Origin of the sequence: Kitasatospora sp. NPDC056181 (assembly GCF_042266225.1) — a bacterium.
Taxonomy (GTDB): Bacteria; Actinomycetota; Actinomycetes; order Streptomycetales; family Streptomycetaceae; genus Kitasatospora.
The window spans coordinates 1-9,269 of sequence record NZ_JBHJUK010000239.1; the positions used below are offsets into that span (position 1 = coordinate 1).

Consider the following 9,269-nt stretch of genomic DNA (forward strand, 5'->3'; position numbering starts at 1 on the left):
CCATCGGCGAGAAGGTCCTCGCCGCCCAGGGCCCCGGCGCCTGGCCCGTCTGCTCCGTCAAGGCCGGCCTCACCAAGTAACACCCCCCGCACCCCACCCCGGTGCCACCACGACCACGCCGCTGCACCCCACCGACCCACCCCGGGCCCGGAACGGTACAGCGGCGTCGTGGCATTTCCCGACCCGGGCAGGAAGCGGGCAGGCATCGGGCATCGGGCATCAGGCATCGGGCATCGGGCAGGCGTCAGCCCAGCGCAGCCGCCTTGCGCAGCAGGACGGACCGCTCGCGGGTGTTGCGGCAGAGCCGGGCCGCGAGCTCCAGCTCGGCCCGCGCCTCGGCGGTGCGGCCGAGCCTGACGAGAAGCTCGCCGCGCACGGTCGGGAGCAGGTGCGAGCCGGACAGCCGGCCGGAGGCGGCCAGGCCGTCGACGATCGGCAGCGCCTCCTGCGGCCCCGTCGCCATCGCGACGGCCACCGCGCGGTTGAGCTCGACGACCGGGGAGGGCGCGACCCGGCCGAGCGCCTCGTAGAGGAGCACGATCCGCCCCCAGTCCGTCTCCGGCACCGACGGGGCCTTGGCGTGGCAGGCGGCGATCGCCGCCTGGAGGCCGTAGGGCCCCAGGCCGCGACCGGCGGCGGTGGCCCGGTCGAGCGCGGCCAGGCCGCGGCGGACGGCCGAGCGGTCCCACAGCCGGCGGTCCTGGTCCTCCAGCAGGATCGCCTCGCCGTCGCGGCCGGTGCGCGCGGGGAAGCGTGCGGCGCTCAGCTCGAACAGGGCCAGCAGCCCGAACACCTCCGGCTCGTCGGGCAGCAGAGCGGCCAGCGTCCGGGCCAGCCGGATCGCCTCGTAGGCGAGGTCGGGGCGCAGCAGCCGGTCGCCGGCCGTCGCCGTCGAGCCCTCGGTGAAGATCACGTACAGCACGGTCAGGACGCCGCCGAGCCGCTCGCGCCGCTCCGCCGCGGGCGGGACTTCGAAGGGGACCCCGGCTGCGGCGATGGTCTTCTTCGCCCGGGTGATCCGCGCCTGGACGGTCGGCACGGGCACCAGGAACGAACGCGCGATCTCCTCGCTGGACAGTCCTGCCACCACCCGCAGGGTCAGTGCCGTCCGGGCCTCGGGCGAGAGCACGGGATGGCAGGCGACGAACATCAGCGCCAGGACGTCGTCGTCGATCCGGTCCGGGTCCCACGGCAGATCGTCCGGCCGGTCCGCGGTGGGCTCCGCGCCGGAGGTCGCCCCGCCCTCGACGAGCCGGCCCGCGAGTGCGGCGTACCGCTCGTCGAGGGCGGAGCTACGGCGGTAGTGGTCGATGGCGCGCCGCCGTGCGGTGGCCAGCAGCCAGCCCACCGGGTTGGCCGGCTCGCCGTCGCGCGACCACGCGACGAGGGCCTGTGCCAGGGCCTCCTGCGCGACGTCCTCGGCGAGGTCGAGGTCCCCGGTGTAGCGGGTCAGCGCGCCGACGATCCGTGCGGACTCGATCCGCCACAGGGCCTCGACGGCACGCCGGGCCGGTACGGCGCCCGGCGTGCCGTCGGTGCCCGCGGGTGTCAGAGCTGGCCGGTCCGCTCCCGCCATGCTCGTTCCTTGATGATCCACTCGTTGTCCTGCGGGAACTCGTCGATCCCCGGCACCCGTCGGATCTCGACCTTCGTACCCGGGAAGGGCGGGAGGCGCCTGGCCCATTCGACCGCCTCCTCCTTCGATGCCACGTCCAGGATGTAGAAGCCGCCGAAGAGCTCCTTGGTCTCACCGTACGGGCCGTCGGTGACAACCGGCGTCTGCCCGCTGAGGTCGACCACGACGCCGTTCGACGCGTCGTCCAGGCCTTCGGCCGCGACCAGCACGCCCGCCCGGATCAACTCGTCGTTGTAGCGGCCCATCGTTTCGAGGATCTCCTCGAAGGGCGTCTCCGTCATCTTCGCGACCGACTCGTCGCTGCCTCTCATGATCAGCATGTACTTCGCCACGGCTGGTCTCCTTCGTCCGGGGGCCGCTTTCCCGACCCTCTCTATCCCAGGTCGAACGGGACGGCCGCGGATCGACACGACGGGGAGAAAACCTTCCGGGAATCGGCGCCCCGGTCCGGGCACGCCGTACGGGGCCGCGGGTGCAGCTCCACCGTGCCGCCCCGGGATGGACCGCCCCGGGATGACCACTCCGGGATGACTGCTCCGGGATGACTGCGAGACCGTGAAGGCCCCGGTCGTGGAGGATCCGTACTGGTCGCACCGACGACCGTCGACCCGGCCTCGATAAGGCCGGCCTGACGGGCCGGTACGCGACCCGCACCGGCCGGCCCCGGCTCGACCTCAGTAGCGCAGCACCGCCGCGATGGACTGACGGCCGCTCAGTGTGCCGTCCGGCACGAAGGTGACGGTGCCGCCGGTCTCCAGGGTGCGTTCGGCGATCTCGTCGACGACGTCCTCGCGGATCTCGCCCGTTCCGGTGGGCTGTGCACCGGCGGGGGCCGGGGCCAGGTGGCCGTCGGTGACCTCGACGGTGGCCCGGTAGTACTCCTCCACCACCAGTTCGCCCACCCGGCCGTCGCTGACGGCCCGCCAGATCTCGTCCAGCCCGGCGGCCAACGTCTTGAGGCCCGCCGCCTGGTCGAGACGCGCCAGCGCCCCCTCCCGTTCGGCACGCGCCTGCTCCTGACGCACCGGTGCCAGCGCCGGCGCCAGCGCGGTGGCCGGGCCGTCGCCCAGCCCGCCCTTCTCCAGCCGGGCGACGATCATCGCCCGGTGCGCGGTGACCGACTCGAAGAGGCTCACCGCCTCCGGCACGCCCACCAGGTAGCAGGGCCGCGGCGCTTCCCTGAGCAGCGCGCCGAGGGCGGCGTCCACCTCGCGGTAGAAGATCCGGGTGTTCTCGTGGCTGTACACGCTCGGCGTGTCGCCGATCTGCTCCTCCCGCTGCGGGTCGAACTTCTCGGGGTTGGCCGGCCGCTGCGGGAACCCGTCCGTCGACTCCTCCAGGTCCGGCCCGGCCCCGCTCCACAGCCGCACCTGCTCCGCCCCCAGGGTGAGCACCCAGTACGGCGCGTACGCGGCGCGGGCGGCCACCAGGTTGCGGGTCAGGAAGGTGTCGGACACCACCACCCGGGCCGGGACGGTCCGCGGCAGCTTCCACACCTGGTGCTCCCCGGGCGCGGCGAACAGCAGCAGCCCGTCCTGGGCGGCGTGCCGCAGCTCCACCTCGCCGGCGGCCCGCTGAAGCTGTTCCAGCACGTCCAGCCGCTCCGCGCGGCCCAGCGTGTCGTCCCCCTCGATCCGGCGGCGCGCCTCGGCCAACAGGTTCTTCAGCTGCAGGCTGTCCTGCTCGGTCCCGGTGGCCGGGCGGTGAGTGGGCATCGCGACGGTGACCGCCGGCCGGGGCCGGGGCGAGGCGAGCGCGGCAAGGGTCGCAGGAGTGAGATCGGTGATGTCCACGGACGGCCTTCCGTTTCGGGGGACGGGACAGTACCTTCCCCACCCTCACGGTGGCGGCGCGTTCCTGCACCCGGAACGTGCACGAGGAGTCACTGCACCGCGGTCGCGTCTCACGCGGTGGCGGCCGCGGGCGGAGGTGGGGCGCCGGCCCCGCACGACCGTCGCCACCCGCGCCGCGGACCGCGTGTCCGCCCCCGACCGGCCTTCCGGCTTCGGGCTCAGTACTCGTTCTTGATGACGAAGAACGATCCGCGGATGGTGCCGGCGAGCTTCGACTTCTGCCTTGCGAACTTGAACCGCGAGGCGAGCTCCTCCGGGACTTCCATCCCTTCCGAGAGCTTGAACCCGACGGCTCGCTTCTTGGGGTCGTCGAGGGTGTACATCACGTTGACCGACAGGCCGCTCTCGTAGAAGACGTAGGCCATCCGGATGTTCTCGACCTGGAAGGCCGTGGCTTCGAGCGGCCGGGACGAGATGACGATCTCGCGTTCCTCCCGGAGGATCCGGTGCACCCAGTCGACGGCCTCGGTGGCGTCGCCCGCGGGCTCCACCGTGAAGACGTGGTCGTACTTGTTCTTGAAGTAGCGGGCCTCGTTCGCCCGCAGGCCTGCGAGCGCGGCCGCGACGGGAGACGACTCCAGGCCGGTGGTCGATACGGTGTCGAAATCCACGGCGTAGGTCATGGCGGATTCCTTCTCGTCGATGCGGATGGATGACGGGGCCTGGGGCGCCGGGCTCCGGGCGTCGGATGCGTGGTCCCGGGGTCACCTTTGGAGCAGCGTGAGGCGGCCCGGCATGGCGGGGAGCGGCCGTGAGGTGATCCTAAGCGGCGTCGGCGGTGGTGACGGGTCATCGGGCGGGCGGCGTCGAAGTTCCCGTCTTTTGCACCGACCCGCCTGCGGTGTGGGCCGGGTGTGGGCCCTGAGCGCGTCGGACCGAGGTCCGTACGGCGTGTCCTGCCGCGTCGCGCTCCTCGCCGCCGTCGGTGAGCACGTGCGGGCGGAGCCCCGGGGTGACGGAGCCCTAGGGTGAGGTATGGCCCGCTTCGTCCTGACCCGCGTCTCGCCCCTGCCGCCCGACGTCTGCTGGGAGCGGCTGACCGACTGGCCGCGGCACGGCGATCGGGTGCCGTTCACCCGGGTCTCGGCCGGGCCGGGGGGCGGTCGGCGGGTGGGCGACACGATCGTGGCCCGGACCGCCGTCGGGCCGTTCCGGTTGTTCGACGATCCGATGGAGATCGTCGAGATCGCCGGGCCCGCTCCCGGGCGCGACGGGGTGTGCCGGCTGGAGAAGCGGGGGCGGCCGGTCCGCGGCGGGGCCGAGCTCCGGGTACGGGCCGTGACTGCGCAGGGCGGACGGAGCGAGGTGACCTGGGCGGAGGAGATCGTGATCGCGGGGCTTCCGGGCGTGCTCGATCCGGTGGTGGCCCGGGCCGGACGGCTCGTCTTCGGCCGGGTCCTGGACCGGCTGCTGGGCTGAGCGGTGGCGCCGCCGCCGTCCGGAGCGGTCCGCGTCCCCTGACAGCGTGCACCGTGCGGAGCGGTCCGCGCTCCCCCGGCGACCCACACCGTGGTGCGGGTGGCAGGATGCTTGCGATGAGTGGCATCCAGGTCACGGGTACGACGAAGAACCCGTCCGGCCGGAGGGAAGGGAAGGGTCCGATGGCTCGCAGGAAGCACCGGGTCGCCGTGCTCGTGCTGGAGGGGGCGAAGCCGCTCGACGTGGGCATTCCCGCGCAGGTGTTCTCCAGCCGGCCGAGCATGCCGTACGAGGTCCGGGTGTGCGGCGCGGCGCCCGGTCTGGTGGCCGGCGGGGACGGGCTCGCGTACCACGTGGCCGACGGGCTCGACGCCCTGGAGCACGCGGACACCGTCTTCGTGCCCGGGTACCGGGATCCGGCGACCACCGAACCGCCGGCCGAGGTGGTCGCGGCGCTGGTGGCCGCCCACGACCGGGGGGCGCGGCTGGCGGCGATCTCGACGGGGGCGTTCGCGCTGGCGGCGACCGGGCTGCTCGACGGGAAGAAGGCGACGACCCACTGGCACTACACGAAGGCCCTGGCCGAGCAGCACCCGCTGGTGTCGGTCGACGAGAACGTGCTGTTCGTGGACGAGGGCGACGTGCTGACGTCGGCGGGCGCGGCCTCCGGGATCGACCTGTGCCTGCACCTGCTCCGGCGTGACCACGGGGTCGGGCTCTCCAATCACGTGGCGCGCCGGCTGGTGGCCGCGCCGTACCGCAGCGGCGGGCAGGCTCAGTACGTGCCCCGGAGCGTGCCGGAGCCGCTCGGAGACCTGTTCGCGAGCACCCGCGAGTGGGCCCTGGAGCATCTCGCCGAGCCGCTGACGCTGGAGACGCTCGCCGGCATCGCGCGGGTGTCGGCGCGCACGTTCTCGCGGCGGTTCGTGGAGGACACCGGCTACACGCCGATGCAGTGGGTCCTGCGGGCCCGGGTGGACCTGGCGCGGGAGCTGCTCGAACGCACGGATCTGGGGGTGGAGCAGATCGCCGACCGGGTGGGACTCGGTACGGGGGCGAACCTGCGGCTGCACTTCCACCGGATTCTCGGCACCTCGCCGACGGAGTACCGCCACACCTTCGCCGCCCCGGCGCCCTGAACCGGCCCCCGGCCCGGCCCGGCCCCCTGAGTCTGCCCTTTACCGCCCCCGGGACCGGCCGTGTGCAGGCCCTTACCGCCCCCGGAGCGGTCCGACGGGGGCGGGCGGGTACCTGCAACCGGGGACGCTGGCGAGATCCTTGCGGTCGGTGGCGACAAGTGTGGCGGGATACTTGCGCACCCTGTCGATCCAGCCCCTGTCCGGGTGACGGCGGAACGCCGAGCATTGAGGGCGAAACGAACGGAAGGGAAGACCTCAATGACCCGCATCGCCATCAACGGTTTCGGTCGTATCGGACGCAACAGCCTGCGCGCCCTGCTCGAGCGCGGCAGCGACCTCGAAGTGGTCGCCATCAACGACCTCACTGCGCCCGAGTCCCTTGCCCACCTGCTCAAGTTCGACAGCTCGCTCGGGCGTTTCAGGCGGTCGGTCACGGTCGACGGGACCGACCTGGTCATCGACGGACGCCGCATCAAGGTGCTCGCCGAGCGTGAGCCCGCCAACCTGCCGTGGGCCGAGCTGGGCGTCGAGCTCGTACTGGAGGCCACCGGCCGTTTCACCTCCGCCGACGCCGCCCGGGCGCACATCGAGGCCGGTGCCAAGCGCGTCCTGGTGAGCGCCCCGTCCGACGGCGCCGACGTCACGCTCGCCTACGGCGTGAACACCGACGACTACGACCCGGCCCGGCACGTCATCGTCTCGAACGCCTCCTGCACCACCAACGCGCTGGCCCCGCTGGCGTCGGTGCTGGACGAGCTGGCCGGCATCGAGCACGGCTTCATGACCACCGTGCACGCCTACACCCAGGAGCAGAACCTCCAGGACGGCCCGCACCGCGACCTGCGCCGTGCCCGTGCCGCGGGCGTGAACATCGTGCCGACCACCACCGGCGCCGCCAAGGCCATCGGCCTGGTCCTCCCGAACCTCGACGGCAAGCTGGCCGGCGACTCCATCCGCGTGCCGGTCCCGGTCGGCTCGATCGTCGAGCTGAACACCACGGTGTCCCGCGAGGTCACCCGCGAGGAGATCCTCGACGCGTACCGCGAGGCCGCCGACGGCCGGCTGAAGGGCGTCCTCGACTACGCGGACGAGCCGCTGGTCTCCGGCGACATCACCGGCGAGCCCGCGTCCTCGATCTTCGACGCCGCCCTGACCCGCGTGCACGGCAAGCACGTCAAGGTCGTCGCCTGGTACGACAACGAGTGGGGCTTCTCCAACCGCGTCATCGACACCCTCGAACTCCTCGCGCAGAGCTGAGCCGACCGGGAGCCACCGCCCGCGACAGGGCGGGGCCCCACCGTCGGGAGTGTCCTCGGGGGCGGCCGTGACGGCCGCCCCCGAAGACGTTCCGGCCGGGCCTGCGGGCCGCGGGCCGGTCAGCCGGCGGCGGCAGGGGGCACGTCGAACGCGCGAACGGTCCGAACCAGGTCGACCCGGACGGCGGCCGCCGCCGCCAGCAGGCCGGGCAGCACGGCGAGGAACTCCGCGGTGTGCGGTTCGGCGAGGTGCGCATCGAGCGTGGCCTCGTCCCGGTACTCCTCCCGCAGCACGACGGTGCTGACGGCGCCGGTGGTACTGGCAGTGCTGGCAGTGCCGGTGGCCCCGGCCAGGCGCTCGAAGGACAGGACGCCCGGCTCCTGCAGGCTGCGCTCACGGAGCCGGTCGAAGGCCTCGGCGAGCGCCGCCTCCCGGCCGGACCGGAGCGGGATCTGCGCGGTGAGCAGCACGGTGTGCGGTTCCATCGGACTCTCTCCAAGGGTGAGTACGGATGGACCGAGCCTCGCCCGGCCAGGCGTGTTGATCAAGAGCCTTCCGCTGCAGGACCGTTCAGCGGGGGTGAATGATCGCCCGCGGCGGCGGCGAGGACCGGATCGGCAGATACCGGGACGGTGGCTGCCGGGTCGGCGAGCACGGGGTCGGGGACTGCCGGGTCGGCGGGTACCGCGCCGCCCGTTCCGCCGGGCCTGACGACAGCGGTCAGGAACGGCGGCAGGCCCCGTACCGGGACCGCCCGCAGCCCGGGGTGCGGTAGCTGGTCGAGCAGTTGCGGGAACGTCAGGTGCAGGGCGTGTCCGGCGGCCGTGCCGGCCAGCAGGTCCTCGACCGATGCCGCCCCGCTCCGGCGGCCGATCGCCCGGCCCGCAGGGGTGAGGGCCGGGGTCCAGGCCCGCCGGAACCACTCGGGCAGGCCGGCCGGCGCCTCCCAGAGGACCAGGCCGGACAGCTCCTCGGCCTCCAGGTGCGCCGCGCCGGCGAGCGGGTGGTCCGCGGGAACCAGCAGGACCGGGGCGTCACGGGCCAGAACGGCTCCGGCCCGAAGGTCCGGCTCGTGCCAGGCCAGGAGTTCCGGACCGCCGGGCGGGAGCCTGGTGACGACCGCGTCGGCGCGCCCGTCGCGCAGGCTCGCGAACACGTCGGCGACCGGGCAGGCCTCCACCGAGATCCGGCACCCGGGCCGGCGCTGCCTGACCTGGTCGAGCCAGGCGTTGACGAGGGAGTAGGAGACGGTCGCGGCGTAGCGGACGGCGAGCCGTCCGGGGATCCCCCGGGCGAGGGCCGCCGCCTGCTGGAGGCCGGCGTCCAGGGCCCGGTAGGCCGCGGTCCAGTCCGCGGCGAGCTGTTCTCCGGCCGGGGTGAGGGAGACCCTGCGGCTGGTCCGCTGGACGAGCCGTCCGCCGACGCGGCGTTCGAGCGCCTGGATCAGCTGGGTGACCCGGGCCCGGGAGAGGCCGAGCCGCTCGGCGGCCCGTCCGAAGTGCAGCTCGTCGCCGAGTACCAGAAAGCACTCCACCTCGCGCAGCTCCAGTCCACGCAGCATCATGCCCCTCCCCCGTTTCCGGTCGCACCGTCCGCGCGGCCGCATCGTGCATTCTCCGCCCGGTGGCGCGAACGGTGCGACCGGCGCCACAGGTGCGACAGGTACGGCAGGTGCAACCAGCGCCACCGGTGCCGCGGCAACTCTCCCCCGACGGCACTCCGCCCGGCCGCCGCCACGGTGCAGCGGGCCGGGCGTCGTCGCGTCGGCTCAGCGGGCGGCCGCCGTGAGCCGGCCGGCTGCGGCGGGCCCGTCCGGGCCGGCGGCCAGCGCGAGGGCGGCGGCGCCGACCAGGCCGGCGTCGGTGCCGAGGAGTGCCGGGGTGACGGTCACGCGGGCGGCGAACGGCAGGGTGGCGTAGTCGGCGAGGTGGCGGCGGAGCGGGTCGAGGAAGAGCGGGCCCGACC

At 73.8% G+C, this 9,269-nt stretch carries 9 protein-coding genes and 1 pseudogene; 3 read left to right on the forward strand and 7 right to left on the reverse strand.

The genetic code is table 11. The features are described 5' to 3' along the window. Positions 1-244: 244 nt before the first annotated feature. The 4 genes from ACFC1F_RS41480 to ACFC1F_RS41495 form a co-directional block, all read right to left on the reverse strand. The gene (locus ACFC1F_RS41480) at positions 245-1,576 is read right to left on the reverse strand and encodes an RNA polymerase sigma factor (RefSeq protein ID WP_376166777.1); all 1,332 of its coding nucleotides are present in this window, start codon (positions 1,574-1,576) and stop codon (positions 245-247) included. Further along, positions 1,549-1,968, reverse strand: a complete 420-nt coding sequence (locus tag ACFC1F_RS41485; protein WP_209417570.1) for a YciI family protein — start codon at positions 1,966-1,968, stop codon at positions 1,549-1,551. The genes ACFC1F_RS41480 and ACFC1F_RS41485 overlap by 28 nt, the downstream gene beginning before the upstream one ends. Positions 1,969-2,310: 342 nt before the next feature. Continuing rightward, the gene (locus ACFC1F_RS41490) at positions 2,311-3,429 is read right to left on the reverse strand and encodes a chemotaxis protein (RefSeq protein ID WP_376166779.1); all 1,119 of its coding nucleotides are present in this window, start codon (positions 3,427-3,429) and stop codon (positions 2,311-2,313) included. A 218-nt stretch (positions 3,430-3,647) separates the two neighbouring features. Then, positions 3,648-4,112, reverse strand: coding sequence for a phage tail protein (locus ACFC1F_RS41495; RefSeq protein WP_209417569.1), 465 nt, complete (start codon positions 4,110-4,112; stop codon positions 3,648-3,650). Between the two features lie 352 nt (positions 4,113-4,464). On the opposite strand from ACFC1F_RS41495, the gene ACFC1F_RS41500 reads away from it, so the two are divergent. The 3 genes from ACFC1F_RS41500 to gap all read left to right on the forward strand — a co-directional run bounded on the left by ACFC1F_RS41500 (position 4,465) and on the right by gap (position 7,304). Continuing rightward, positions 4,465-4,908 (forward strand): SRPBCC family protein, encoded by a 444-nt coding sequence (locus ACFC1F_RS41500; protein WP_376166781.1) that lies wholly within the window; start codon positions 4,465-4,467, stop codon positions 4,906-4,908. A gap of 182 nt (positions 4,909-5,090) precedes the next feature. Next, positions 5,091-6,047, forward strand: coding sequence for a GlxA family transcriptional regulator (locus tag ACFC1F_RS41505; RefSeq protein WP_148642070.1), 957 nt, complete (start codon positions 5,091-5,093; stop codon positions 6,045-6,047). A 258-nt stretch (positions 6,048-6,305) separates the two neighbouring features. Next, on the forward strand, positions 6,306-7,304 hold the full coding sequence (gap, locus tag ACFC1F_RS41510; RefSeq protein ID WP_209417567.1) for a type I glyceraldehyde-3-phosphate dehydrogenase: 999 nt from the start codon (positions 6,306-6,308) through the stop codon (positions 7,302-7,304). 119 nt (positions 7,305-7,423) lie between these two features. Here the strand turns inward: gap and ACFC1F_RS41515 are convergent, their stop codons facing one another. The 3 genes and pseudogenes from ACFC1F_RS41515 to ACFC1F_RS41525 form a co-directional block, all read right to left on the reverse strand. Next, positions 7,424-7,789, reverse strand: a complete 366-nt coding sequence (locus tag ACFC1F_RS41515; RefSeq protein WP_376166784.1) for a putative quinol monooxygenase — start codon at positions 7,787-7,789, stop codon at positions 7,424-7,426. Between the two features lie 59 nt (positions 7,790-7,848). Further along, positions 7,849-8,868, reverse strand: coding sequence for a LysR family transcriptional regulator (locus ACFC1F_RS41520; protein ID WP_376166786.1), 1,020 nt, complete (start codon positions 8,866-8,868; stop codon positions 7,849-7,851). A gap of 204 nt (positions 8,869-9,072) precedes the next feature. Further along, a pseudogene (locus ACFC1F_RS41525) lies at positions 9,073-9,269 on the reverse strand (ROK family protein); the annotation flags it as partial.